This window comes from Rubripirellula obstinata, assembly GCF_001642955.1.
GTDB classification, from domain to species: Bacteria; Planctomycetota; Planctomycetia; order Pirellulales; family Pirellulaceae; genus Rubripirellula; species Rubripirellula obstinata.
In genome coordinates this window covers 1-26,951 of the sequence record NZ_LWSK01000044.1, presented here as the reverse complement: position 1 = coordinate 26,951, position 26,951 = coordinate 1, and the positions used below count along the sequence as shown (strand labels likewise).

The following is a 26,951-nucleotide window of genomic DNA, read 5'->3' as shown; positions in this document are numbered from 1 at the left end:
GGGATCAGCGACGGCTGGCCGTAAGCTAAAAGCGCATCGATAAGGCAGCTTTGATACCGCTGTGACGTCACTCTGGCTAGGTCTGCGAGTAAAATTGCGGCGATTTGCGTTGGTTCCCTGTTGTGACGATTTTTCTGCTTTGATACGTTACGTGAATCGGCGCTAGCGCACGCTAGCGAACGGCCCACTTCCTTTTGTTCCCCCTAACCCCCGCCGAAGCTGCCACGTTGGACATCTCTTTAGGTCCCAACTCACTCTTTTTGCAGCAATCAGTGCCGTCTGATGCTCTTCTGCAAGGCCAGCTTCCAGCCCGGAAATAACGAAATTACATGGTAAATCGTAACCTCATTCGCAATCTCGACGACGATGATCTGTCGGCCGAATTGGACGTCTTGGCTCCCGAGGAGGATGCCGAGGAGTGGTTGCTGGAGTATTTGCAGCAGGACCAGCAAGACTACGCCCAGGGCGAAATCGTCGAAGGTCGCATCGTCGAAGTCAACGATGAATGGGCACTGATTGACGTTGGATTCAAGAGTGAAGGCACCGTTTCGCTTAGCGAATGGGATCCAGACGAAGAACAACCGGTCGTCGGTGGCACCGTCACCGTCCTGATCGAAGAGATGGAAGACGAGCTGGGCCGCGCGGATGACCCGTACGGCATGATCTCGCTGTCGAAGCGAAAAGCCAACGAAATCATTCGCTGGCAAGAGATCATCAGCAAGATCCAAGAAGGCCAAGTCGTTACCGGCACGGTCATGCGAAAGATCAAAGGTGGTTTGCTGGTCGATATCGGCGTCAGCGTGTTCCTGCCCGGCAGCCAAGTCGACATTCGTCGTCCCGGCGACATCGGCGATTTCATCGGCCGCGTGATCCAAGCCGAAGTGCTGAAGATCGACGATACGCGTCGAAATATCGTCATCAGTCGTCGTTCGTTGATCGAACGTCAGCGTGAAGAAGACCGCGCCTACTTGATGAAAGAGCTGGAAACCGGCCAAATCCGCAAGGGGATCGTCAAGAATATCGCCGACTTTGGGGCCTTTGTGGACCTGGGCGGGATCGACGGTTTGCTGCACATCACCGACATGGCTTGGGAACGAATCGGTCACCCCACCGAAATGGTGTCGATCGACCAAGAAATCGAAGTCAAAGTGCTGCACATCGACCGCGAAAAGCAAAAAATTGCTTTGGGTCTGAAGCAGAAAGACCGCAACCCGTGGGAAAACATCGAGGGCAAGTACCCCGTCGATACCGACCACAAGGGCGAAGTCGTCAACGTCATGTCCTACGGTGCGTTCGTCAAATTGGAGCCAGGCATCGAAGGTCTGGTTCACATTTCCGAAATGTCCTGGACCAAACGGGTCAATCACCCCAGCGAATTGGTCAACATCGGCGATGCGATCGAAGTCCGAATTCTGGGCGTCGATGCCGAAGGTCAGCAATTGTCGCTGGGCATGAAGCAAACCCAAAAGAACCCTTGGGACGAAGTGATCGAGCGTTACCCAGAAGGCCAGGACGTCACCGGCAAGGTGCGAAACCTGACCAATTACGGTGCGTTCATCGAACTGGAAGAAGGCATCGATGGCCTGCTTCACGTTTCGGACATGTCATGGACTCGCAAGATCGGTCACCCCAGCGAAATGCTGGAAAAGGGCCAGGAAATCGCTTGCCGTATCCTCAGCGTCGACGAAAGTCGCCGCCGGATCGCGTTGGGTCTGAAGCAATTGGACAACGATCCTTGGGATGGCGACATTCCAGACAAGTTCCAGCCCGGCCAACTGGTCCAGGGTCAAGTCACCAAGATCACCAACTTTGGTGTGTTTATCGGCCTGCAAGACGGTTTGGAAGGCCTGCTGCACATCAGCGAGCTTGCTGAGCACAAGGTCGAAGATCCCGAAGAAGTGGTCAAGGTTGGCCAGGACATCGAGGTCAAGGTGCTGCGTGTTGATACCGACGAACGCAAGATCGGCCTGTCGCTCAAACGAGTCGATTGGGGCGAAGAGCAGGAAAAAGCTGCTGCCGCGGCCGAAGCTGCCGAAGCCGGCGAATCGGTGCCAAGCATGGACGATGGCGATTTGAAGGGTGGACTAGGAGCCGCAGGGCCTCTGTTCCCGACTGGCGAGTAAGATCGCGGGGTTCCCATTGTGAAACGAAAAAACCCTTCGGCTGGAAACAGCCGGAGGTTTTTTTATTTGCAGTGTCTCGTAGCTGATCCCGCCAGGGTTCAGACCATACCGCGAAGGGTTTCCAAACCGTTTAACCGCGTGGGCATCGCCCCGCGCGTTCGGGCTAGCACAACGCGCGGGGCGATGCCCAACGCGGTTAAACGAACACCCGTGTTTTCCGGGACCAAAACTCTTCACGGCGTTGGGTTCAGTCCATACCGACTGAACCCTGGCGGGTCCAGCTACGATTCAATCGCTTGATTAAACCAAGTTCTTTCGTACTGCCCAAACAGCGGCTTGGGTGCGGTCGCTGACACCGATCTTTCGCAGGATGTGCTGAACGTGCTCTTTGACCGTTTCGTAGCTGATGCCCAGCATCTTGGCGATTTCTTTGTTGGTCAGGCCTAACGCCATTTGACGCAGCACTTCGCTTTCCCGCTGAGTCAATGGAACCTCGATATCCTGACTCAGGCGAGGTGTCGCGAGAGCACCGGTAACTCGGCGAAGCTCTTCGCGGGTCCAAGCCGATTCGCCTGCAGCAGCGGTTTTGAGTGCGGCGAGCAATCGATCGCGAGTCGCGTTTTTCAGCACATATCCTGACGCACCCAAGGCAACCGCACGCGCGATGTAGGTCGGGTTGTCGTAGGCGGAAAACAGGACGATCGGAAGATCGGGATGATCGAGCTTCAACCGGCCCAAGGCATTGAGGCCATCACCACCTTCCATGCGAATGTCCATCAGGACGGCATCAGGGGTCGCTTTTTCAACTTCTGCCAACGCTTCGGCTGCTGTCGTCGCTTCCGCAGCGATCTCGAAATCGGTGCCGCTAAACATTGCATGCAGCCCGGTACGAATGATTTCGTGATCATCCACAATCAGTAATTTCACAGTCATAGTTTTTTTAGTCTTCAAAGAATAGGTTGAGTTCGTAGGCAGCTCAGTCGCCGGTCCCTGCATTGGCTGATCGCCAGTGAAGTCATTGCCAAGGTTCTTCCCCGGCGGATTCCGCATTGCTGCGACGCGCGTCTCCCCAAAGTAGGGGCGTGTTTCGCTGTCGGTGCCCGCATCGAATAGCGGTCAATGGAGTGATTTATGAAACAACGGTACGAAATAACCCTGAACGCTTGTTCGGAAAAATCTACCTGATATCGCTTCGACCACACCACTCCCGCTGGCAGGTGGATAATGAGTGCCCATCTCCTTTATCAATACCCCATTGTACCTAGGGGGCAATCCCTAGATAAATACATATGACCAAATCCGCACGAAGTACGCCAAAAACTGTGCAGATTTGAAGTTTTTTAAGGCTGCAATTCGCTAGCGGTTGACTCTTCGCAACCCAAATGCGTGAGCGAGGGATTCCATGCAAATCCCTCGTTTACGCGTTCGAGTTGTAAAAAATCCGGGCTAGTCCCGAGCGATTTTGGAGTTTTGCATCGCTGTTCCAGAAACTTAGGTAGGCCGGAACAAGGAGTCTTCGACGCAGTTCCGGCAATCCGAGCAAACAGCTTCTGCCGTAACAGCGTCTACCGGAACAGCACCGAAGCGGCTCGTTGCCGGCCTACGTCTTGGGGCTTAGCGAAGACTCGCTGTCGCTCGGTTCGGATTGGGAAATCTGGAAGTTGTTTCGGGACATTTCCCAAGCTGTCCCCCCATCGCTGCTGCGCAGCTTTTGCGCTGCACCCGCAAACGAAGCTGTTGTGGACTGCTAGTATTCCGCGTCACCTCAATTTTCGGGTAGCGGAACTCGCCAAGAGTTTCGGCTACGAGGGGGACGCCGAAAGTCTACGCGACTTCCGCTACCTCCTAACCGAAGATTGAGCTGACATGGACTACTAGGCGACCGAAGCTGTGGAGTTCGCCATTCGCTTCGCTGTGACCATTTCTTTGAACTGGACCCTCAAGTTTTTGAGCCAGAAGATCAAATACAGATTGGCAACAATCGAAATCAAAAGCAAACCATTGAATAACGGCTGTGCTGCAACGGGTTTCGGTTTGACGATGTTGCCCGTGGGAACAAATCCAGCCTGCGATACTCGGCCCGGTGAAATGCCTGAATTAAATTCCGAGTTACCATTGGTCTGATTAGAGACCGGCTGCCGATTTGAATCCGCGCGATCGTAGTTTGAACGTGTTGCAGGATTTCGGTCGCTGATGGCGAGTGACGCGTAACGAGGATCCCTGTCATTGCGGTCGCCGTATTGCGAACTGGAATTGGCGTACCTCGGATCATTGTAGCCGGGGTCTCGATTTTGGTTACTGTTTGACGAGTATCCTCTTTCGCGGCTATCCAAACCACGTGAGCCGTCTCGCGAGTCCAGCATGTTCGTCACCGAATTGCCGGCGAATCGATCCCGATCTCGCGTGTTCTGATCTTGGAAATAGCGATCGCGTTGATCACCGTTACCGTTTGTCTGTCCCCACGCGTCGCGACTTTGCATTGATGATTGTCTGCCAGCCATCGAGCGATCGTAGTCGCCGTTGTTACCCATCCCACGGTCATTCAGCGAAGGAGAGTTCAGGCGTGAAGATGCTTGTGAATCGTTGGTGCGAGGGAAATTGTTGAAGGTTGTTCCGTTGGCTGAGCGGTCCGTAAAACGTGGTTGGCGTTCGTCCGTTTCGACCAACCGTCCATTGCGATCGACTAAGCGATTGTAGTCATCGAAATCCCAAGCCCCGGCGGCCAATTGTTCTTGGCTCAGTCGCGGATTGTGGCGGCTTGAGCCAACGTACTGTTTGCCTTGCGAGTTTCGGTCGGCAAAATTGTTCGACGGACTATTTAACGATGGGTTTCGTGATTGTTGGTTGGTACCGCGAGTGGATTGGGTGCTGCGCGCTTGTTGATTGTTCGCCGAATCAGTCCCGTATCCATACTGGAAATCACGATTCGTCTGATCGATCTGCGAATACACTCCATCGGTGTTGCGTGATCCAGCCAAGTCTTGCTCGCGGCCGGTTCGATTCGCATCGGTGTTTGACATTCCGCTGTTCTGCGACATTCCGCTGTTCTGCAAAGCATTGGGCATGCGGCCAAATGTATCCGAAGAACGAAGACCGTTGCTGGCTAATGAGGCGTTGGGAGTTCGCGAATTTTGCTGCTGTTGTTGCTGTGTCGCGAACCGGTTCCATTCGTTGTCACGTTCGGTCTGCAAATTTTGCCTAGTCGGTGAAGTGGATGGGCCACCGGCACGCGGTTGGGCAAAGGGGCTGGTTGATGGATTCTGATTGGCAAGATTGTTGTTGGGTTGTGTGGTTCCGAGTTGCGATTTTCCGAGCTGCGATGTTCCGAAGGTGCCGTTTCTGGGCCGAGTCGATGGCGGCGGAACGACGTCGCGTCCGGCGGCAGCTTGGGCGGATTGAGTCTTTCCTCGGATTCGATCAAGCAGATTGTTGGCTTTCTGCCCGGCTTGATCAGCACCGTTTTGTAGGGCGCGGCCGGCACGGTCAACCGCTTGATTGCCAAACTGGTTGGCGGCGTTGTTCAACGCGTCGCTAGCGGAATTTTGTAAGGTCGATGGCAATCCAAAACCGCCACCACCGCCCTGCGGATCAGGTTTCAGTGTCGCAACACGCTGGCTGGTCAAAGCGGATGGCGTTGTTCGTGGCAAGTCGCCTGTTCCGACGCGAAGCACAATCCTGGAAACATGACCACGGACTTCCGGATCAATCACACTGCTGATCTGTGAGTGCGCAGCACTACCACCCGCAGTGCTATCGGACTTTTGCAATTGAACAAGTTCGGCTGGCGAGACTTGCACGATGTACTCGACCGCCGAAGCGTCGTCGCCGTTTTTGTCTGGCTGCCATCCGTACGTGACCCCCGCAGCGGCGATCATCAATAGCATGGTGGGAATTCCGCCCATCGCTCAATCCTTCGAGTTGAATGGCCTTCGTGTTAAATCGACCGGCCATCATTGACCGGGTTATCGACCTTTTAGAAGTCTGTGTTTCCCGACAGATTAACGCCACCCACTACTGTACGTAAAGAGAGATTTAGTGGGTAATTGACGCCGGGAAACGGAGCTTTGGCTGTCTGGGAACAGTAGGCTGCCTAGCGTGCGGCTGAAACCCGTGCATGTGATTTTGCTAGCAACTCAATCGCTCGTTGGATTTCGTCCGGCGTGTTGGTTCGACCGATCCCGAACCGGACGCTTTGCCGTGCGGCAGATTCCGATAACCCGATCGCCGACAAAACATGACTCGGTTTATCGCTCACATCGCTGCACGCCGACCCGGTACTAAAGGCAACCTCCGGCGTCGCCGCCATCCAAGCTTCGCCTTCAATCAGTGGCACCGAAAAATTCAAATTTCCCGCCAACCGATCCGCTGAATCCAAAGCGGGACCGTGCAGCGTCAAACCGTCGATCTGATCCAGCAATCCGAACCAAAGCGAATCCCGCAATTGATTTAGTCGGCCAGCCTGATCGCTAACGTCGGTCGTAGCTCCGCTGACTGCCGTAGCCATGGCAACAATCGAAGCCGGGGCCATCGTGCCACTTCGCAATTGATTTTGCTGACCACCGCCAACGATCTGTGGTCGCAATCGAACTCGTCGATTGCCATTGCCCGCAACCAGGATTCCAGTTCCTTTGGGGCCGTAGCATTTGTGCGCAGAAAAACTGACCAGATCGACGTCAGAGTCCTGCACGTTGATCGGCATCCGTCCAAGCGTCTGCGTGGCATCGCTATGCAGGATTGTACCTTGGTCGTGGCAGATTTTGGCGATCGCTTTGATCGGAGCCACGGTGCCGATTTCATTGTTCGCCCACATGATCGAAACGATTGCCGTGTCATCATCGATCGAATCCGCCAACTGATTCAGGTCGATGTGCCCGAGTGAATCGACTGGCAGCACGCTGATACGAAAGCCTTGTTTTCCAAGATCGCTGACCACATCCAAAACGGCGGGATGTTCAGTGGCCGCGGTGATAATGTGACGCCGCTTTTGTCGCGGATGCAGACACGTCCCTCGGATCGCCAAATTATTCGCTTCGGTCGCACCGCTGGTGATCACCAACGAACTGGCGGGCACGCCCAGGCATGTCGCGATCGTATCGAGTGAACGATTGATTGCCTCGGCCGCTTCGCGACCGGCCGCATGCGAACTGTGCGGATTGCCAAACGATTCAGTCAGCCACGGCAACATCGCTTGCACCACCAACGGATCGCATGGCGTGGTGGAATGGTGATCCAGGTAGATCATGGAATTCGCCTGTTCCGTGCTCATGGTTCAGGAATAGAGTGCATCGAGGGCGAGTTGGCTCCAGGTTTCCAGCCGATCGCGATCCTGTTTCAGCTCTTTGACGCTAACGAAACCACCTTCGGCCAAGTCATCTTCGTTGCTGCGTACCGTCGGACTTTCTAGCTTGAACAAATGCACGACGCCCAGATGGACCTGGCCTACTTCATTGGATGGGTCGTAGATTAGTCCCACTCGCTGCTCGCTGTACCCTGACTCCAATTGCACTTCTTCGGACAACTCGCGTTGCATTCCGATCGTGTAAGGATCACCGTCCCCTTCGGCGTCTTCTGCACTGATGTGCCCGCCGATTCCAACGCTGCGTTTGGCGTGCAGTCGCGATTCACCGCCACCACCGCCACGTGTGTAAGTAAACAGATGAACTTCACCGCTCGCATCCGTCGATTCCAACAGCACGTAGGGAATCAGTTGCTTAAAACTAGGATCGACTTCCATCGCCCCGCGAGGTTGAAACGACAGTTGATCCGACGCCAAGATCGGCTTCAAGAATCGATCCACGTCCGGTTCAAAACCGTCGATGGTCCCGATCGAGTTCACAAATGATTCAGGGACAACCAGGATATGTTCTTCAGTACTCACGGACACGGATCAATCGTAAGAGGTGCGGGGCGGTTAAGAATGGGAAGTGTAAGGCAATTGAGGGTAAAGAGATAACCACGGATGGCTTTCGCGGGACCACGGATTTTTATGCTCAAACCTACCCACAACATCCGTGGGTCTGCGAAAGCCATCCGTGGTTAAAACTTACCCTCCGCGATTCCTCGGCACCAACTGCCCATGCCCAAGTTCACCGACAAAGATTCCGTCACGCACTGAGACGTGTCCGCATTATTTGCGGTAAAGAGATACCCACGGATGGCTTTCGCGGGACCACGGATTTTTATGCTCAAACCTACCCACAACATCCGTGGGTCTGCGAAAGCCATCCGTGGTTAAAACTTACCCGCCGCGATTCCTCGGCACCAACTGCCCGTGCCCAAGTTCGCCGACAAAGATTCCGTCACGCACTGAGACGTGTCCGCATTGTCTTCGGTACAGAAATACCCACGGATGGCTTTCGCAGACCCACGGATTTTTACGCACAAACCTACCCACAACATCCGTGGGTCTGCGACAGCCATCCGTGGTTAAACCTTACCCTCCCCGATTCCTCGGCACCAACTGCCCATGCCCAAGTTCACCGACAAAGATTGCGTCACGCACTGAGACTTGCCCGCGGTATTTGCGGTAACGAGATACCCACGGATGGCTTTCGCAGACCCACGGATTTTTATGCTCAAACCTACTCACAACATCCGTGGTCCCGCGACAGCCATCCGTGGTTAAACCTTACCCGCCCCGATTCCTCGGCACCAACTGCCCGTGCCCAAGTTCACCGACAAAGATTCCGTCACGCACTGAGACCTGTCCGCGGCAGGTCACCACGTCCGCACGGCCTGTGATTTCAAATCCTTCAAAGGCTTCGTAGTCCGTGTCCATCGCTCGCGTGTCGTCGGTGATGGTGCCCTTGTAAGTGGGGTCCCAGACGACCAGGTCCGCGTCGCCGCCAATTTGGATTGTTCCCTTGCGAGGAAACATGCCGAACTGTTTGGCTGCGGCCGTGGAGACCAGTTCAACGAACCGATGCAGATCAATTCTTCCCGTGGCGACGCCGTACGAATACAACAGCACCGGCCGATGCTGGACCGATGGAATTCCGTTGGGAATTTTAGTGAAGTCGGATTCCGGCGGCCGTCCCATTTCTTTTTGACCCGCAAAGTCGAACGGAGCGTGATCGGTGGCGACTGTTGAAATGGTTCCCGACGCGATCGCGTCCCAGAGATAACGCTGGTGCGAGACGTCGCGGATCGGTGGACTCATCACGTACTTCGCGCCCTCAAAATCAGGTCGCTCGGCGTAGCTGCTGTCCATCACCAAGTACGGAATCACCGTTTCTAGTTGCACATCAACTCCGCGAGCACGAAACGGCATCGCGGCTTCGACGGCATCGCGGCAAGACGTGTGAACGATGTAACCGCTCGCGCCCGTCATTTCCAAGAACGTGCAAAAGTGATGAACGCCACTGGCTTCCACCGTGACGGGTCGCGATGGTTCGTGAAATTCGGGACCGAGTTTGCCTGCAGCGACCAACTCGTTTTGAAGTTGTGCGACCAGGTCTGCGTTTTCACAATGCGCGGTCACCACCAAGTTCAATTCTTTGGCAACCTTGCAGGTCTGGTACAGCTCGTCATCGGTCACGCCGAGTGCTCCCTTGTACGCCAAGAAAACCTTCAGCGACGTGATGCCATCGTCAACAATGCGATTGATTTGTTCGGGAGTGTCTTCATCGAAGTGCGAGATTCCCATGTGGAACGAGAAATCACATGCCGAGATACCGACTGCTTTGCTTTTCCAAAGTTCGTATGCCTCGACGAGATCCTCGTCACGCGACGGGCAACACATTTCGATCAGCGTTGTCGTCCCGCCGAGCAATGCCGCGCGGCTGCCCGAGTCGTAGGTGTCTTTGGCGTAGGTGCCCATGAAGGGCAGATAAATATGAACATGCGGATCGATGAAGCCTGGGAAAACATACTTCCCGCTTGCGTCGATGATTTCATCCGCTTCGATTTCGTTACGGGGTTCGATCAGCGTGTCAATTTGCGTGATCGTTTCCCCTTCGACCAAAATGTCGGCGAGGTAGTCTTGGTCGGCCGTGATGATGCGGCCGTTTTTAATGAGAAGTGTCATGTGGATCGGTGGGTAGGCCGTATTGAGTGGAGCGAAATACGGCCTACAAGATAACAAAACAACCGGTCAATTTCCGACTAAGTCATCACTTTGCTTGACGAAATCGTCGCCGTCCCAAGCTTCGTCCTTCGTGATGCCTTTCGCCGCAGCTCGGGCGGCTGCTTTGTCGGCCTTGGCTTTGGCTTGTCGGGCAACCAAGTCGGCATGCGTGGTGAAGTACGGCAGAGCCTTGCCTTTGAAATCGTCGATCGTTTCAAAGCCATGCTTCTCCATAAACGCCAGCAACTGTTCGGACATCGTTTGCACCAGTTTATAACCGTGCTTCATCACGCCAGTGCAAACCTGGACCGTATCAGCACCCAGCAAGATAAACTCGGCTGCATCTTCGCCCGTTTCGATCCCGCCAATCCCCGATAGCGTCGCCTCGGGATACTGGTCTCGAATCAGGACCGCAATTTCCATCGTCATTCTTAGCGCGATCGGCTTGACGGCTTTGCATGAATAGCCACCCGGTGTCGTGTAGCCTTCCACCGTCGGCATCGGCCGCAGCGTTTCCAGATCGACGCCGATCACACTGCGGATCGTGTTGATTGCTGAGATTCCGCTGATGCCGGCATCCAAAGCTGCCTTCGATGGATCTTCGATATGCGTGACGTTGGGCGTCATCTTGGCCCAGACGGGTTTGGTCGCTGCATCGGCAACCCAACCGCAAACCTCGGCAAGGATGTCATAGTCCTGACCCATCGCTGCGCCCATCTTTCGCTCGGGCAATCCGTGTGGGCACGAAAAATTGCACTCAAACATATCGACGCCCGCACCTTCGCATCGCTCGACGATCTCGTACCACGCGTCTTTGTTGTATTCCTCCATGATCGAAGCGATCAGAACATGTTCGGGGAACTTGTCTTTGACTTCTTTGAACTCATCGAGCCATTGATCGAACGACATCGTTGAAATCAGTTCAATGTTTTCCCATCCATACGGGTCGCCGGTGGAATCTTTCAACCGTCCGTAACGCGGCGCGACGTTGACGACTTTGGATGCATCAAGCGAAACCGTTTTGGCCGACGATCCACCCCAGCCATCGGCAAAAGATCGACAGATCACTCGGGCGTTCGTACCGGGAGGCCCCGATCCAATCACAAACGGGTTGGGGAATTTGATGCCGTTGACGGTGGTTTCTAGCGTGGGCATTTATCGACCTTTGATCAATTCGAGGCATTCTTCGACACGATTTCAAGACATTCGTCGAGGGTTGCTAACATAAACTGCGCATCATCTTTGGTGATGCACATCGGCGGTTTAATTCGCAGTGTGTTTCCATGCAGTCCGCCTTTGCCAAGAATCAAACCGCGTTCTTTGGTCAGTTCCATTAGATCCGCAGCGGCAGTCTTTGCAGGCTCTTTGCTGACGCGATCGGTGACCAATTCAACGCCCAGCATCAAACCGAGTCCGCGAACATCGCCGATCAGTTCATGCTTGGACTGTAAGTCTAACAGCCCATCTTTCAGCAGGCCGCCAACGACATCAGCGTTCTCTTGAATCCCTTCGGCATCGATCACTTCCATCGTTGCCAAACCGGAAGCCATCGATACCGGATTGCCGCCGTAGGTGTTGAAGTGGATTCGGTTGGTCATCGTTTGCGAGACGTCGGTCGTCGTGGTGACTGCGCCCAGCGGTGCACCGTTGCCGATTCCCTTGGCCATCGTGACGATGTCGGGTTGAACGCCCCAGTTTTGGTGCGACCAATAATGTTTTCCGGTTCGGCCGAAACCGCCCTGCACCTCATCCGCGATGCACAGCCCGCCATGTTGACGCACGATGTCGTAGACAATTTGAAAGTACTCGGGCGGCGGCACGACGGCACCGCCAACACCTTGAACCGGTTCGCCGATGAAGCAAGCAATCTGTCCGTTGGTTTGGTACTCGATCACATTTTTAATGTCGTGCGCACACTTCAGGCCGCACGATGGATACTCAAGATCGTAGGGGCATCGGTAACAATATCCCGCGTGCGAATGAGTGATCGCGGCGGTTTGATTGGTGGGAAACTTCCAAGTCCCGTGCGACGTCAGCCCCATCGTGACGGACGTTCCGCCGTGGTACCCGTTTCGCAAACCCACCACGTCTTGGTTACCAGTGAATTCACGCGACATCAACACAGCGACTTCATTCGCTTCGCTGCCCGAGTTGGTGAAATAGGTCTTGTCGAGCGGATCGCCGTTGGGATTTTCGGGCATCTTCGACGCCAGCTTGGCGGCGAATTGTGCGATCGTTGGGTGCAAGTAAATCGTGGTCGTGTGCTGCAGCGTGCCTGCTTGTGCTTTGACGGCCGCAGCAACGTGCGGATGACAATGCCCAACGCTGACCGTCACAATGCCCGCGAATCCGTCCAGGTAACGCTTGCCAGTTTCGTCCCACAGATATTGCATGTTGCCTTCCACGATCATCAAGGGATCGCGGTAATACGTCAGCACACCTGGATTGACGTATTGATGCCGCATCGCCAGGACTTGATCACGCGACGGTCCTTGGTAAGCCGTCGGTGTGTGGTCGCAAATGGGCAGGTTTGGCGAGGTAGCAGAACTCATTTAGGTTTCTCCTGTAGCGAGTGTTTCAGTATCGAGTCCGCGTTCGGCTCGAGTTCCGGGGATCAAGTTGTCCATCGCGATTCCTAAAATCGCTGCCACCGCCATGCCGGTCTGGCCGACCGCACAAACGACGCTGCTGATGGCCGCCGGCAGAGCAACTTCTGCCGCTTCGACGCCACCGTTTTTGAAGTAATGTTGAACACTGATTCCCATGAACAAAGCGAACCCGCCGATGAACAGATTACGATCGCTCGATAGATCCGCCTTGGCAAACTGACGAATTCCTACGGCAGATATCAGGCCGAACATCGCGCAGTAAAGACCGCCAACAACCGGCGTTGGAATTGCGGCAGCCAACGCACCAAACTTGCCGAACAGCCCAAGCAGGATCAACATCACTGCACCGATTTGAACCACAAACCGCGACCCAACATTGGTCAAACCGATCAGCCCGACGTTTTCAGAATACGACGTGGAACTGAAACCGCCAAACACTCCGGTTAAGGCACAACCGATTCCTTCGCAGCCGATGCCTCGCGAAATTTCTTCGGGTGTCGGATCGCCGCCGCCGGCCATTTGTTTGCAGGCGTGATAGTCACCAAAGCTTTCAATCATCGATGCCAAGTATCCCGCCATCACGGCAATGATGAATCCGGTATCAAACTTTGGAAGTCCCCAAGGAAAGATCACACCGGTCGTGCGAATCCAATCGGCTTGATTGAACGCATCCAAGTTGGGGCGGGCAGGATGATCCGGGCCAAAGATTCCTACAGCCGAAAGCGCTGCGCAAGTTGCGACCGTTCCAGCGATCGCCAACAACATCGGGAACATTCGAAAGATGGGATGTTTGTCTGAAATCACAAACGAGAAAACTGAAATCAGAACGATGGTTTGGATTGCGATCGGCCAATGTGTCGCTGCGATCGGAGCACCCGCTTCATACAGCGCCAATCCAATCAGCATGATTACGGGACCGACAACGACCGGCGATAGCACTCGGCGAATCAAACCCATCGCACCACTAAAACCAATGATCATTTCCAGCACCGCGCCAACCATCACCGCGCCGGCGATGTAAGGCATCGCAGCACCAGCGGCCACAGTGTCGTCGCCTTCGGGGTGAATGGCCGCGATGATCATGAAGAACGCGGCAAGGAACGAAAAGCTAACGCCCTGGATGATCGGCAACCTTGATCCCACCGTCGATTGAATCAGCGTTGCCACTCCGCTGCACAGCATCACGCTGGAGATCAGCACTGCAATCTGAGCCGTGTTCATGCCCATGATCGGCCCGAGCATCAGCGGGACGGCAACGGTCGAACCAAACATGGTCAAAACGTGTTGCAGAGCCAGCATGACCGATTTGCCAAGCGGCGGTCGATCATCCAGGCCATACAGGACAGTGGGTTTAATCTCAGACATTACAACTCCGTGATCGCCCCGTAAGTTTCGGGACGGCGATCACGGAAGAATTGCCAAGTGTTTCGCACTTCGCGGATCAGGTCCAAATCCATGTCGGCGATCACAATGTCGTCTTCGATTCGCTTTTCGCTTTGCGCGATGAATTGACCACGTGGGTCGCAGAAATAACTCTGCCCATAGAATTCGCCAATGTTCCACGGCTGTTCGCTGCCGGGACGATTAATCGCGCCGACAAAGTACTGGTTGGCGACCGCGTGGGCGGGCTGTTCAAGCTTCCAAAGATATTCGCTTAAACCGGCAACTGTGGCGCTCGGGTTAAACACGATTTCGGCACCGCCAAGTCCAAGACAACGTGCTCCATCGGGGAAGTGACGATCGTAACAAATGTAAACGCCGACTTTTCCGATCGCCGTATCAAAAACGGGATAGCCAAGATTGCCGGGGCGGAAATAGAACTTTTCCCAGAATCCTGGATCGCAATGCGGAATGTGGATCTTGCGGAACTTGCCCATATAAGATCCGTCCGCGTCGATCACTGCGGCCGTGTTGTAGTAAACACCGGTGATGTCTTCTTCGTAGATTGGTACGACCATCACCATCTTGTGTTTCTTGGCCAGTTCCATCATCAACTTGGTGGTCGGACCATCGGGAATCCGTTCGGTCATGCCGTACCACTTGGTGTCTTGTTCGGCGCAGAAATACGGTCCGTAAAACAGTTCTTGCAAGCAGCAAACTTGAGCGCCTTGCTGAGCAGATTTTTCAATCAGATCAACATGCTTGTCGATCATCGCCTGTTTGATTTTCTCAGGAGGTGAAGTTGCACTCTCGCACAACGTCGCCTGGATTAACGCTCCTCGAACCATACGCGGCATCGACTTGATCCTATGTTGGGTTACATTCAGTGAAGAACTTCATTGATGAGATAGCTTAACGCATTCTTCACTAGAGTAACCCGGAGACCGCAGTGACAAGTCAAAACAAGACCGTAAAAATGTTTGTCGAAGGACAATGGAAAAACAGTCGCGGTTGTGAAGAAACAACGGCGGTTATGAATCCGTCAACTGGAAAAGAAATTGCTCGTTGTCCCATTGGCACGGTCGAAGATGTCAATGAAGCGGTCGCATCGGCCTCCGCCGCATTGGAAGGTTGGGCGGAAACCCCCATCGTTGAACGGGCTCGAGTGATGTTCGCTTACCGCGAATTGATCGAAGAAAACTTTGACGATCTCGCTCGTTTGCTCACTCGCGAACACGGAAAAACTCACGCCGAAGCGAAAGCCGAAGTCCAGCGAGGGCTTGAAATGGTCGAGTTCGCTTGCGGGATTCCCGCCATGATCGCCGGTCAAACGTTTCCGCAAATCGCGCGCGGCGTCGACGGCGAAACCAATCGGCATCCCGTGGGAGTCTGCGTCGGGATCACGCCGTACAACTTTCCCAACATGGTCCCAATGTGGATGTTTCCCATCGCGATCACTTGCGGCAACACGTTTGTGCTGAAACCCAGCGAGAAGGTTCCACTATCGGCGATTCGGCTAATCGAATTGTTAGTGGACGCTGGCGTTCCCAAAGGAGTCGTCAACTTAGTCCACGGTGGCAAAACGGTCGTCGATGCGTTGCTTAGGCACCAAGATGTCGCCGCGATTTCGTTTGTCGGATCAACCACGATCGCGAAGTATGTTTACGAAGTGGGATGTGCGCACGGCAAACGAGTGCAATCGGCGGGCGGAGCCAAGAACCATTTGATCATCATGCCGGATGCGGATTTGGACCAGTCAGTCAAAGCGCTGGCTGCGTCAGCATTTGGTTGTGCGGGCCAACGTTGCATGGCGGGCAGTGTGGCGGTTGCCGTTGGCAGCGTCGGCGATTCGTTGATCGACGGGTTGATGAGTCACGCCGCATCGATGAAGGTCGGTTTGACCGATGGAAATGATGCAACCGAGATGGGGCCGGTGATCAGCGGCGAACATCGCGATCGCGTTGCCGGGTATCTGGACAGCGCTGCGTCCTCCGGTGCATCGGTTGTACTTGATGGTCGCAACGTCGACGCGGGGGATTCATTTTTGCTGGGGCCAAGCGTCGTCGATCAGGTTACGATCGACATGCCGCTGTGGAAAGAAGAAGTGTTTGGCCCGTTGCTTTCGGTGGTTCGCGCCGATTCACTTGAACAAGCGATTGAAGTGGGCAAGGCGTGTCCGTTTGGCAACGGTGCATCCGTCTTTACGCAAAGCGGTTACGTGGCACGCGAGTTCAAACGGCATTTCAATGCGGGCATGATCGGTGTCAACGTGGGCGTGCCAGCACCGATGGCTTGGTTACCGTTCACGGGTTGGAATCAATCGTTTTTTGGTGACCTGCATATTCAAGGAACCGAAGGCGTTCAGTTTTACACACGTCAAAAAATGACGTTGACCCGATGGTTTGCATCAAAAGACGAATCGCATGTGGATCCGGTTTGGAATTCCGATGGGCCCGGCAAGAAGTAGTTCGTCGGGTTAGCGAGTCTTTGATTCCAAGGGTGACACCAAGCACAAGATCTTGCTGCGATGTACTGCGCCCCAATCTCGTGAATCAACTGAGATAGGTACGTTGTCGCCGAGTACAAAGTACTCGTCTTTGTCTAGCAGCATCGGGTACTTCGATCGGTCGTCGCGAGGGCGAAGTCGATAAAGAACTCGTCGTCGAATTTCTATTTGGCTGGTTTCTATTTCACTGGGATCGCAATGTCCGTTTGGGATTCGAATGGCGATGGGGTTTCGTTCGCTAACCAACGCCGCGAACCTGGAATCGTGATTAGGTTTCCAAATCACAATTTCTGCATTTTGAAACTCAGAAGCCTTCGATCGGAAACGGATCATCAAATCGGTGACCGGTTCGAGTTGACGCGATAGGTGTACGTTGACTGAGTAATCATCAAGAACTGGACTGGGGGCCGATCCGCGATAAGGATTGACGTGATGATAGACAAGCCAGTCGCCATCGATTTTCCATCGCGAACTGCCCTTCCCTGTTTCTTGATACACCGAAACAGATGGGCGATCACTTTGACGGATGGATGGCAGGTCGTTGATCAAGGTTCCGTTAATGGTGAGTCGAGAGCCGCGAATATCGACTTGGTCGCCCGGAACCCCGATGACGCGTTTGACAACTTGCTGCGTGACTCGGTTCGGGTTGGTCCCCGTAATCGCGACTAGGTCCCATCGTTTGACTGAATCCGCCGAACCATTCGACTGGACCAAATCGGCAGCCACGGTTTCGCCGGTGGGCTGAAGTTCATGCCCGCAGTGGGAACATTGGCATCCCACCTGGTCGGGGGCGATCGGGAAACGGCTTTGAAACAGACAAGCACGGCAACGCATGATCTGGGATCGGCCCATCAGTGTTGGGGCCATCGAAAAACCGGAAATCTGAAAGTACTTCGGTTTCGCTTTGTTCGGTCGCATCGTGTTGACGATCGATACCGAGATCGCGAAAACCGCGGTCGCGATGCTGATGGCCGCAAAACGGCGTCGGCTGACATGATCTAACAAGGGCAATGTGATCCGGCTATACTTTCGACATTCAGCGTGACCGCCGGTGAACGTCTGTTCGCGTTGTACAGATTTTATTCTAACTGAATTTTCTCGATCAGCCCTTCGCATGTCAGAACCAAACTCTCAATCGACGGTTGCCGTTTCCGGGACCGAGCCAGCGGTGAACCATGCGACTCGCGGACGAATGGGCAAAATTCCATCGGTTCGTATCGCAGCGACAGGTTCCTTTGTTCCCGAAAAAGTCGTCAGCAACGATGACCTGGCACAGCTAGGTTGCGACAGCGATTGGATTGTGCGGCGAACCGGCATTAAAGCTCGGCGTCACGCGACTGACGACCAGGCGACCAGCGATCTGTGTTACGAGGCTGCGATCCGATGTCTGGATCAGGCGGGTGTTACGGTGGATCAGGTTGACCTGATCATCGTCGCCACGATGACGCCCGATCACCCGACGCCATCGACCGCTTGCCACTTGCAGCGGCGACTCGGTGCCTTCGCGCCCGCCATGGACGTCAACGCGGCATGCGCAGGTTTCATGTACGCGATGATTACCGCGGGGCAATTCATCGCCGCAGGAAACAACCAATGCGTGTTGGTTATCGGCGCGGACTTGATGAGTCGAACGATCAATCCTGAAGACAAAAAAACGTACCCGTTGTTCGGCGACGCCGCCGGAGCAGTGTTGATGACGCCCGATGCGGATGGCGATGCCGAAGTGTTGTCATATCAACTGGGCAGCGAAGGTTGCGGTGGCGAGATGCTCTGCATACCCGCTGGCGGAACGCGAATGCAAACCACGCCCGGCACGATTGCTGATGGCAAGCAGTATTTAGAGATGGACGGCCGGAACGTTTTCAAATGGGCGGTCCGCGTGTTTGATGAAAGCGCCAAAAATGTCTTAGCCGATGCTGAAATTTCTGCGGACCAATTGGCGTCGGTCGTGCTGCATCAAGCCAACCAACGCATTATCGATTCCGCGGTATCGAACTTAGATGTGCCCGCCGATCGCGTGTTCGTCAACCTCGACCACTACGGCAACACTTCAGCGGCCAGCATCCCGTTGGCATTAGATGAAGCCGTCCGCGCGGGGAAAATCAAGCAAAGCGACTACGTGCTGCTGTGCGGATTCGGTGCCGGTTTGACTTGGGGCACCGCATTGCTGCGTTGGTAGGCGGAATCGTCACACACTGATGAAACAGCGGGCTAGACCGTAGCTGATCCCGCCAGGGTTCAGTCCACGATCGGATCAAGCTCGACTGAACCCTGGCGGGATCAGCTACGGGCAGGTTGCTGGCAACCTCTGAGGTTGTCTTGAGATGGTTTCTTCGATTCGGTGCTGGTTGCCGTTAAGGTTTGTTTGACCGGAACGATTGACCCGCTTTGCTGAACGATCTTTGGTTTTCGCTGCGGTTTCGGCAACACGCTGGATGGTTGGAACGAAAACTGGAAAAGAGCGATCGCCTTCTTTCATTTGCTTAAGAGTTTCACCCAATGTCCAGCATTCCACCGGCAGTTTCCGCCGCTTTGAGCGTCCAGCAGCAATCGACGGCTGCGAAAATCAACGTTGCCGTGATGGCGAAGCAACTTGACGCTCAACGACAAGCCGGCGACGCGATCAATCAAATTCTCGAATCGACGGTGCAAGCGTCGAAGCAGATTGCAGCGGGCCATCTGGACGTCAAGGCATAAAACGTCAAGGCATAAAGACAAGCTTTACGGTCGTGGGGCTGCCGCCGCCATGACTTGCAAATCTTCGCCACCGATGCGGTCACAGAAATCGCCGAGCGATTCGTTTTCGTCTCGGTGAGTTTTAAACGCTGATAGGATGCCGACCATTTCGTCAACGACGATGTCATCGGGAACTAGGTCTTTGTAGACATAGGCAAGGCGATTGCCCAACCATCCGCCACCGGCGAACAAGGTGTATTTGTCTTTCGCTTTGCCAACGAGAGCCAGGTCCGCGTTGTAGGGACGCGCACATCCGTTGGGGCAGCCCGTCATGCGGATCGTAAAGCGTTCGTTTGACAATCCCAATTTTGCCAGCGGTTGTTCCAGCTTGTCGATAATCGATGGCAGCCGTCGTTCGGATTCGGTGATCGCCAAACCGCATGTCGGCAGCGCCACGCAGGCCATCGACCAACGACGAACCGTGCTGGTTTCTTCGGTCGTTGGCATGTTGTGTGACTTGATCAAGTCGATCAGTTTGTCTTTGTCGGCTTCGTCGATGTCGGTGAAAATCACACTCTGGTGACCCGTCATGCGAATCTCGGTTTTGAACTCTTTGCAGATCGCTCGCAGGCCGGCTTTTAGTTGACGCTGGTCGTTGTCGTACAGGCGACCGTTTTCGATGTTCAGACCATACGACAATTTGCCGTCACCCTGGTCCTGCCAACCCATGTGGTCATCGAAACCCGTCACGTCGTCTTCGGTGCAATCGGCAAGCGGTTCGCCAAAGTACTTTTCGACTTCCGCGCGGAACTTTTCGATGCCCCAGTTGGCGACCAAGTACTTCATCCGAGCGATCTTACGATCGGCACGGTTGCCGTTGTCACGTTGAACTTTCAACACTGCTTGGCAAACGCCAACAACTTGTTCAGGCGTCACAAAAGCCATTCGCTTGGCCAGCGCTGGGAACGTGTTTTTCTTCGCAGGCGTTGTGCCCATGCCGCCGCCGACCAACACGTTGTAACCGATGATGTTTCCGTCGCGCACGATCGCTAACAACCCAATGTCTTGGGTGTAGATGTCGATGCAATTGTCTTCAGGCAACGAGATGCCCATCTTGAACTTACGTGGCAAGTAGGTCGCACCGTAGAGCGGTTCGACTTCCGCTTCGGGAACACCACCGCCTTCCAAGACCTTTTCGTCGCTGCCGGGTTCTTGCAACCACAGTTGATGGTACGCGGGCGTTTGCGGAGCCATCGCTTCGGTCAATTCGTCGGTCAGTCGTTCCAGTTCGGTGTGGATCGCGTCGTTGCGTTTGGCTGGGCAGCACATGATGTTTCGGTTGACGTCACCACAAGCAGCCAGCGTGGACAACGCGATGTCGTTGATCTTTTTGATCGTCGGACGCAAATTGTCTTTCAGGATCCCGTGCAGTTGGATCGTTTGCCGCGTGGTGATCTTCATCGTCGAATCACCCAGTTCGTCGCACATGTCCAGCATCGACAGAAACTGATCCGACGTGATTCGGCCACCCGGAATTCGCAGCCGCAGCATCATCGAATAGTACTTGCCGATACCGGCTTTCTTGGCTTCGATGCGACGGTCACGGTCGTCTTGCTGGTAGCTGCCGTGGAATTTCAGCAGTTGGATGTTGTCTTTGTCGAAGTGATCGGTTTCGGCGGCAATTTCCTGGGGGATGGTGCCCGCCAGGAAATTGCTGGCGATTTTGATCTTCTCAACTGGGCTAATCTTCATGCCCGATTGGGGGCCTTGCTGGGGTGCGTCGGTAGACATCCGGACGAAAATCCTGTGTGATTCTGTTGATCGCGTCCATTGAATTTTCGGTGACGCGATGTGGTATTCTATTTTCCGCAGCCTGCGGTGAATGGGTAACTATAACGATCGGTCGCTATCGTCACTATGGCGATCATTTTGGCGGCCGACTCGCCGACCTGCGAAGCTACTTTCTCCTCTTCTAATGATGAAATAACAGACAATGACGGCTATTCGATTGGATGGAAAACGAATCGCGGGCGAAATCCGCGAAGATGTGGCCAAGGATGTTGCCCAGTTTGTGGCATCGGGTGGTCCAAAACCCTGTCTGACGGCGGTTTTGGTCGGGGAAGACCCTGCCAGCCAGGTTTACGTGCGGAATAAATCGCGAGCGTGCGAGAAAGCTGGCATCGACGGTCGGACGATGCGATTGCCCGCCGAGACGACTCAGGCCGAATTGTTGTCAGTCGTCCAAGGCCTAAACGACGATCCGGCTGTCCACGGGATTTTGGTCCAATTGCCGCTTCCGTCGGCCAGCAACGGCGGCAACGGTGGCGAAGGTTTTGACGAGCGACAAATCCTGGACGCCGTTGATCCGCTGAAGGATGTCGATGCGTTCTCGCCGGTCAATGTTGGCTTGCTGATGCAGGGGCGTCATCGGTTCTTGCCTTGCACCCCACACGGCATTGTCCAGTTGTTGCACCGCTGCGATATTTCAGCGTCGGGCAAGCATGTCGTCGTCGTCGGACGCAGCGACATCGTCGGCAAACCAATGGCGATGATGTTGGCTCAGCGTGATGGTTCCTGCGGCAAAGAAGTTGCCAACGCCACCGTCACGATCGCTCACAGTCGAACGACCAACTTAAAACAGGTCTGCTTGAGTGCCGATATTCTGATCGCGGCAGTCGGCGTGCCGGAAATGATTACCGGTGACATGGTTGCCGATGGCGCGGTCGTGATTGATGTTGGGATCAATCGCGTGAACGACAAATTGGTTGGCGACGTGGCGTTTGACGAAGCGTCGCAAAAAGCGTCCGCGATCACGCCCGTGCCTGGTGGCGTTGGGCCGCTGACAATCGCGATGTTGTTGCACAACACGTTGATGGCGGCAAAGCTGCAATCGTAGAAGAGTAGGTCGTAGGTTGTAGCGATCAGAGCGGGGTGCGGCTTTTGTGCTGACACGCCGTAACTCGCTCCGCTCGCTACGGCCTACTTTGGATAGCCGGTCGGATGTGATTTGTGCCAATTCCAAGCGGTTTCGATGATTGACTTGGGGTCGTTGTACTTGGTTTCCCAGCCCAGGAATTCTTTGGCGAGTTTTGCGTCGGCGACCAGTTCAGGTGGATCGCCTTCACGGCGCTTGCCCATGACTTCGGGAATGGGGTGGCCGGTCACTTCGCGGCAAGTGTCAATGATCTGGCGGACGCTGGTGCCGCGACCGGTGCCTAAGTTGACGCAGATCCCTTTGCCGAGTTCCAGCTTTTCGAGTGCAGCCAAATGTGCTGCGCCTAAATCATCGATGTGAATGTAATCGCGAATGCAGGTGCCATCGGGTGTTGGATAGTCGTCACCAAAAACAGTGATGTGTTCACGTTGTCCAAGAGCGACCTGTAAAACAATCGGGATCAAATGCGATTCGGGATCATGGTCTTCGCCGATCGTTCCGTCGGGGCGAGCGCCGGCCGCGTTGAAGTAACGCAGTGCCGCGTAACCAAGTCCGTAAGCCGCGGCGTAGTCCGCCAAAGCTTGTTCAACGACCAGCTTGGTAAACCCGTACGGATTGATCGGTTGTTGTAGAGTCGTTTCGGCGATGGGAATGATCTCGGGTTCGCCGTAGGTCGCCGTCGTGCTGCTGAAGACAAATTTCTTGACGTCGGCTTCCATCATCGCATCGAGTAATTCGATCGTGGCGATGACATTGTTGCGGTAATAGAGTGCCGGATCGTTGACGGATTCGTTGACCAACGCAAAGGCCGCGAAGTGCATGACTGCGTCAATCTTTTCTTCCTTTAACGTTTTGACGATTTTTGGTCGGTCGGCCAAGTCACCCTGGATCAGCAAGCCGTCGGGCACGGCCGCCGCGTGGCCTCGCGAGAGGTTGTCGTAGACCCGAACGGTGTGTCCGGCGTCGATAAGAAGCCGAACCGCGTGAGATCCGATGTAGCCAGCGCCGCCGACAACCAAAACATTCATGGCAAAAGGTCAAATAGGAGTGATTGGAATGATCGGCAACAGTTGATGCCGAGTGAATAGCTTAATTGATCGCGTCGATGTTGATGAAGGGTCCGCGTTTTCAGAGCGACTGTTTGAAAGCGTAGCTGATCCCGCCAGGGTTCAGTCGTTGATCCGACGATGCTCGACTCAACCCTGGCGGGATCAGCTACGGGGGCGTGCAAGCGATCTCAATGCGAGTGTACTGGCTGAGGGAATTCTAAATGGCAAAACGCGTTACCAAGCTTCAGCAACTCGCCAGTGCCGGGCCTGCGGTTCGGTCTGGACGGGCGACGGCGACGCTATGCCAAGAGTTTTTGGATTACCTGCGCGGCGAATGCCACTTGGCGGCCAACACGATCTCGGCCTACGGAAACGACATGCGGCGTTTCGTGGCTTGGGTTGATACGCGGCGATTGCCCGATCTAACGATCCAAGATTTGTCTGGTTACGTCGGGACATTGCAGGAAGAGGATCTGGCACCCGCTTCGATCTCGCGCAACATTGTCGCCGTTCGCACGTTCTACAAGTTCTTGCAGCTAGAGGGCGTCGTCACCGATAACCCCGCTGAGTTGATCATGACTCAGAAGATGTGGCAGCGGATGCCCGGCGTATTGACGATGCGCCAAGTCGAATCGTTTTTGAATTCACCTAAGCGGTCTGACAAATTCTGGCAACGCGATGTTGCAATGCTAGAAGTGTTGTACGCGACGGGATGTCGAGCGTCAGAAGTTTGCAACCTTCGCGTGCGAGATCTATCGATGGCTCAAAAGCATCTTCGATGTGAAGGCAAGGGTGGTAAGCAGCGGATGGTACCGCTTGGCGGTCGAGCCATCGCGTCGATCAAGCGATACTTGGAAGAGTTGCGAGGCGACTTAGCGGCCAAGAGTCCTCATCCGCCCGAAGAGTTGTTTCTTTCCCGAAGCGGTCGTGCGATCGATCGGGTTCAGTTGTGGCGGTTGGTGAAGGCGTATGCTAAACGCGTTGGCATCGACGAAAAGATCAGCCCGCACAGTTTGCGGCACAGCTTTGCAACTCACCTGTTGGCCGGCGGAGCAGACCTTCGCCTAGTGCAAGAAATGCTAGGCCACGCGAGCATCCAAACAACGCAAATCTATACGCACGTCGAGCATTCACGCCTAAAGAAAGTCCACTCGCAATTCCACCCGCGAGCGTGAGGAAGCGATTAGCTGTTAGCGATTAGCTTCTAGCAAAACCAGCTTTGTAGAGCTAGCAGCTAATTGCTAATCGCTAACAGCTCTTCTCACTCCTCTGGCCAATCGGGGTCTGCGATTTGGCGTGTCATGGTGGCGATCCGTGATTGGGTGTCGAGCATGCGTTGCCAGGCTGATAGTTTCAGCATCACTTCTTGATTGTTTTCGTCGGTTCGGGCTGATTCGATCAGGCGGTGGATTCGAGATTGTAGGTAGTCAAGAATTTCGCAAAGCTGTGCTTTTTGACCGGGCGACAATCCGTCTGGAATCGAGGGGACTTCATGCAGTTGAATGACCTCGGCCGGAACAGGACTGTCAGGCTCGGCACTGACTTCCACGGCCAGTGATTGTTCGGACGACGACATGTCTCGCGAGAGAGTTGGGTTTTCGGTTCCCATTGCGGCCAAGCGAGCTGCGATTTCTGATTCGCTGCCGACCAACATTAAGCTTCGACCGACGGCAACCAAGTCACCGTGTCGAAGGATTTTTAATTGGCATTCGACGCCGTTGACCTTGGTGCCATTGGTGCTTTCCAAGTCGGTCAGCACTAAGCGATCGTTATCTTTCTGGACCTTGAAATGACATCGGCTGACTCGTTCGTCATTGAGCTGGATGTCATTGCCCTCTTCTCGGCCGACGGTGAATGGTGGCGAGAGTTCCTCGTACACTTTTCCGCGATCGGCACCATGAAGAATCTTGAGGGTTACGCCCGGCATGGGGGAATTCCAACTGAATAACGAGTAGTCGTAAGATGGCAGTATAGTTTCTAGCGTATCGCCTGCCATCAATCAGGTGATTATCTCGCTGTGATTGTAAAGCTGTGATTATCGCGGCGTGATTATAACGCGATGATTATCGCACTTCAGCAATCACGCATTTTAAATAGTTGCTTTCGGGGCAAGAGATCGCGACGGGATGGTCGGGAGCCGGGCCTCGATTTTCTAACATCACCAAGTCTCTTCTTCGTCTTCGGCCGACGTCCATCAACATGTTCAGGAAGTCGGACCTGGAAACTCGGCCGCTGCAACTGCAGGTGACCAGGATCCCACCGGGGGGTAGCAAGTCGATCGCACTGCTGTTGAGCCGTCGGTAGGCCCGAATCGCTTGATCGACTTGGTGTCTGGAACCGGCAAATCTTGGTGGATCCAGGATGACGGCGTCGAACTTTTCGCCCCGCTGTGCCGCTTCGCTGAGCCAGTCGAAACAATCTCCATTTGCGAATGAGACATTGTCTAACCCGTTGTCAGCAGCCAATTTCCCAGCGACTTCAATCGCTGCTTTGCTGGTGTCCACACCCAGGACCGATTTGGCCCCGCGTGCAGCGGCGACCAATCCGAAACCTCCGTGATAACAACACATATCCAAAACGCGTTTTCCTGCCAGGTACCCCGCCGCAATTTCCTGGTTTATTCGTTGGTCCAAGTAGCCGCCGGTTTTCTGACCGTGCCGCAGGTCCACGGTCAGCTTCAACCCGTTCTGATGATAGGTCACCGGTTCGGTCAATTCGGTGTCTCCGTGCCACGCTTCGATCGCTTCGATTCCTTCGTGTTTCGCGGTCTTGGCATCGACCTTGACCATCGCCGCACGAGCTCCGGTGATGGATTTCAGATGGTCCATAATCTCCGTTCGCCATCTCAGCAGCCCACCCGCAGTGAACTGAACACCTAAACAGTCCGCGTAACGATCGACGATCATGCCGCTGATCAGATCCGATTCGCTGAACACCAAACGTTCGGCCGAATCGGGGTTTGCCGAATTGGGGTTTGATGGGGTCGCCAGTTTGCGACGCGCGACCGCATCATCTAATCGGCTTCGCCAAAGATCGGCGTCAATCGGGGTTTGCTGATCAAAGACATACAGCCGAACTCGAAGCCGCGAGTTGGGATTGATCACCCCACGTGCGACCCAGTTTCCGTCATGGTCCAGCAGATCGACGACTTGGCCCATCGGCAAACGGTCGCCATGTTCGGACATCGCGTGAGCGTGAACCCAGGGATGGCGAGCCAGAAAGGGAAAGTGCCGACCGGGTTTGAGCCGAAGCGGAACCGGCGATTCAGCAAAGGATTCTGGGGCAACCGCGGTGTCGAGTGAGTCTGAAGTCACGATGGTATTGGGTGTGTTAGATAAGGAAGATTAGGAGGTCTGTGGGATGTAACGATCGCTAGGCAGTCGCTAACATCCTTTTACTGTCACCGGCGTTGTATCGACCGTCGAGGGGGGTGCAGGCAAGCGCCGCGAAGGGTTTTTAAATTGTTTAACCGCGTGGGCATCGCCTGGTCCGCTAAAAGTTTGGGGTTGCGGCAGCTAGGCGATTGCGCAGGTTTTGTTCCGTCTGGGAGAGTCCCAAATCCTCTTCGCGAGCAACATGGATGCCCGGCGTTAGCGAGTCTGCCACCC

21 protein-coding genes are annotated in these 26,951 nt (G+C 54.7%); 6 read left to right on the top strand and 15 right to left on the bottom strand.

The features are described from left to right. The first annotated feature begins 329 nt into the window (after positions 1 to 329). Positions 330 to 2,123 carry a 30S ribosomal protein S1 gene (locus RC85_RS12615; protein ID WP_068263159.1) on the top strand — a complete coding sequence of 598 codons (1,794 nt, stop codon included), beginning with the start codon at positions 330 to 332 and terminating at the stop codon, positions 2,121 to 2,123. A 300-nt stretch (positions 2,124 to 2,423) separates the two neighbouring features. Here the strand turns inward: RC85_RS12615 and RC85_RS12610 are convergent, their stop codons facing one another. The 10 genes from RC85_RS12610 to RC85_RS12565 all read right to left on the bottom strand — a co-directional run bounded on the left by RC85_RS12610 (position 2,424) and on the right by RC85_RS12565 (position 15,034). Further along, complete coding sequence (locus RC85_RS12610; protein ID WP_068263157.1) at positions 2,424 to 3,056, bottom strand: response regulator transcription factor; 633 nt, start codon at positions 3,054 to 3,056, stop codon at positions 2,424 to 2,426. Positions 3,057 to 3,997: 941 nt separating this feature from the next. Continuing rightward, a complete protein-coding gene (locus tag RC85_RS12605) occupies positions 3,998 to 6,025 on the bottom strand; it encodes a hypothetical protein (RefSeq protein ID WP_068263156.1) in 2,028 nt (675 codons plus the stop codon). Between the two features lie 188 nt (positions 6,026 to 6,213). Continuing rightward, positions 6,214 to 7,389, bottom strand: a complete 1,176-nt coding sequence (locus RC85_RS12600) for a cysteine desulfurase family protein (protein WP_235033296.1) — start codon at positions 7,387 to 7,389, stop codon at positions 6,214 to 6,216. Positions 7,390 to 7,392: 3 nt separating this feature from the next. Then, positions 7,393 to 8,007 (bottom strand): phosphoesterase, encoded by a 615-nt coding sequence (locus RC85_RS12595; protein ID WP_068263153.1) that lies wholly within the window; start codon positions 8,005 to 8,007, stop codon positions 7,393 to 7,395. Positions 8,008 to 8,354: 347 nt separating this feature from the next. Beyond that, positions 8,355 to 8,543: a hypothetical protein gene (locus RC85_RS27465; protein ID WP_162273206.1), complete on the bottom strand. Its 189-nt coding sequence runs from the start codon at positions 8,541 to 8,543 to the stop codon at positions 8,355 to 8,357. Positions 8,544 to 8,751: 208 nt separating this feature from the next. After that, complete coding sequence (gene hydA / locus RC85_RS12585; protein WP_068263147.1) at positions 8,752 to 10,149, bottom strand: dihydropyrimidinase; 1,398 nt, start codon at positions 10,147 to 10,149, stop codon at positions 8,752 to 8,754. A 66-nt stretch (positions 10,150 to 10,215) separates the two neighbouring features. Beyond that, positions 10,216 to 11,343 (bottom strand): NAD-dependent dihydropyrimidine dehydrogenase subunit PreA, encoded by a 1,128-nt coding sequence (preA, locus tag RC85_RS12580; protein WP_068263145.1) that lies wholly within the window; start codon positions 11,341 to 11,343, stop codon positions 10,216 to 10,218. 14 nt (positions 11,344 to 11,357) lie between these two features. Then, positions 11,358 to 12,740, bottom strand: coding sequence for an aspartate aminotransferase family protein (locus RC85_RS12575; RefSeq protein WP_068263144.1), 1,383 nt, complete (start codon positions 12,738 to 12,740; stop codon positions 11,358 to 11,360). Then, a complete protein-coding gene (locus tag RC85_RS12570; RefSeq protein WP_068263143.1) occupies positions 12,741 to 14,162 on the bottom strand; it encodes a uracil-xanthine permease family protein in 1,422 nt (473 codons plus the stop codon). It abuts the gene before it with no gap. After that, positions 14,162 to 15,034: a nitrilase-related carbon-nitrogen hydrolase gene (locus tag RC85_RS12565; protein WP_068263141.1), complete on the bottom strand. Its 873-nt coding sequence runs from the start codon at positions 15,032 to 15,034 to the stop codon at positions 14,162 to 14,164. Before RC85_RS12565 ends, RC85_RS12570 begins: the two co-directional genes overlap by 1 nt. A gap of 92 nt (positions 15,035 to 15,126) precedes the next feature. Between RC85_RS12565 and RC85_RS12560 the strand changes: the two genes are divergently transcribed. After that, positions 15,127 to 16,644, top strand: a complete 1,518-nt coding sequence (locus tag RC85_RS12560; protein WP_200836765.1) for a CoA-acylating methylmalonate-semialdehyde dehydrogenase — start codon at positions 15,127 to 15,129, stop codon at positions 16,642 to 16,644. Positions 16,645 to 16,653: 9 nt separating this feature from the next. On the opposite strand, the gene RC85_RS12555 is transcribed toward RC85_RS12560, so the two are convergent. Continuing rightward, on the bottom strand, positions 16,654 to 17,694 hold the full coding sequence (locus RC85_RS12555) for a S26 family signal peptidase (protein ID WP_157593921.1): 1,041 nt from the start codon (positions 17,692 to 17,694) through the stop codon (positions 16,654 to 16,656). Between the two features lie 103 nt (positions 17,695 to 17,797). Between RC85_RS12555 and RC85_RS12550 the strand changes: the two genes are divergently transcribed. Beyond that, positions 17,798 to 18,862, top strand: a complete 1,065-nt coding sequence (locus RC85_RS12550; protein ID WP_235033295.1) for a beta-ketoacyl-ACP synthase III — start codon at positions 17,798 to 17,800, stop codon at positions 18,860 to 18,862. A 320-nt stretch (positions 18,863 to 19,182) separates the two neighbouring features. Then, positions 19,183 to 19,380 (top strand): hypothetical protein, encoded by a 198-nt coding sequence (locus RC85_RS12540; protein WP_068263135.1) that lies wholly within the window; start codon positions 19,183 to 19,185, stop codon positions 19,378 to 19,380. A 24-nt stretch (positions 19,381 to 19,404) separates the two neighbouring features. On the opposite strand, the gene RC85_RS12535 is transcribed toward RC85_RS12540, so the two are convergent. Then, a complete protein-coding gene (locus RC85_RS12535) occupies positions 19,405 to 21,150 on the bottom strand; it encodes an NADPH-dependent assimilatory sulfite reductase hemoprotein subunit (RefSeq protein ID WP_068263133.1) in 1,746 nt (581 codons plus the stop codon). A gap of 202 nt (positions 21,151 to 21,352) precedes the next feature. Between RC85_RS12535 and RC85_RS12530 the strand changes: the two genes are divergently transcribed. Next, positions 21,353 to 22,255: a bifunctional 5,10-methylenetetrahydrofolate dehydrogenase/5,10-methenyltetrahydrofolate cyclohydrolase gene (locus tag RC85_RS12530; protein ID WP_068263132.1), complete on the top strand. Its 903-nt coding sequence runs from the start codon at positions 21,353 to 21,355 to the stop codon at positions 22,253 to 22,255. Between the two features lie 83 nt (positions 22,256 to 22,338). On the opposite strand, the gene galE is transcribed toward RC85_RS12530, so the two are convergent. Further along, entirely contained in the window at positions 22,339 to 23,322 is a 984-nt protein-coding gene (gene galE / locus RC85_RS12525) for a UDP-glucose 4-epimerase GalE (protein WP_068263131.1), read from the bottom strand. Positions 23,323 to 23,564: 242 nt separating this feature from the next. Between galE and xerD the strand changes: the two genes are divergently transcribed. Continuing rightward, on the top strand, positions 23,565 to 24,518 hold the full coding sequence (gene xerD / locus RC85_RS12520; protein WP_068263130.1) for a site-specific tyrosine recombinase XerD: 954 nt from the start codon (positions 23,565 to 23,567) through the stop codon (positions 24,516 to 24,518). An 86-nt stretch (positions 24,519 to 24,604) separates the two neighbouring features. Here xerD and RC85_RS12515 read toward each other — a convergent pair whose 3' ends face one another. Continuing rightward, positions 24,605 to 25,270, bottom strand: coding sequence for an FHA domain-containing protein (locus RC85_RS12515; RefSeq protein ID WP_068263128.1), 666 nt, complete (start codon positions 25,268 to 25,270; stop codon positions 24,605 to 24,607). Between the two features lie 136 nt (positions 25,271 to 25,406). Further along, a complete protein-coding gene (locus tag RC85_RS12510) occupies positions 25,407 to 26,657 on the bottom strand; it encodes a class I SAM-dependent rRNA methyltransferase (protein ID WP_235033294.1) in 1,251 nt (416 codons plus the stop codon). Positions 26,658 to 26,951: the final 294 nt, after the last annotated feature.